The following is a 502-nucleotide window of genomic DNA, read 5'->3' on the forward strand; positions in this document are numbered from 1 at the left end:
CAAGTATTCCAACCCTATCCTAATACTGCGTTGGTGGATACGGGCATGGTCATCGACAACGAAGGCAAACATTACGACCGCTTTCGCCATCGGATTATGTTCCCTATCCGTAATCCGCGTGGGCAGGTAATCGGCTTTGGCGGCCGCGTATTGGACGACTCCAAACCCAAATACCTGAACTCTCCCGATACGCCTTTGTTCGATAAAGGGAAAAACCTTTACGGACTATATGAAGGGCGTGCTGCCGTAAAAGAGGCAGGACGGATTTTGGTGGTCGAAGGCTACATGGACGTGGTTGCATTGGCGCAGTTCGGCGTCGGCTACGGCGTAGCGGCTTTAGGTACGGCAACCACGGCGGAACACGTCAAAATCCTGATGCGTCAGGCCGACAGTATTTATTTTTGTTTTGATGGCGACAGCGCGGGACGTAAAGCGGCTTGGCGCGCGCTGGAAAATGCGTTGCCGCAATTAAAAGACGATAAATCACTGCATTTTCTATTCC

At 51.8% G+C, this 502-nt stretch carries 1 protein-coding gene; it reads left to right on the forward strand.

The genetic code is table 11. The features are described 5' to 3' along the window. Window positions 1-502 (forward strand): toprim domain-containing protein (locus tag ACTHUM_RS18910; RefSeq protein WP_440403813.1); only part of this gene is annotated, 502 nt, incomplete at both ends.

Source organism: Neisseria sp. P0021.S006 (assembly GCF_051956895.1).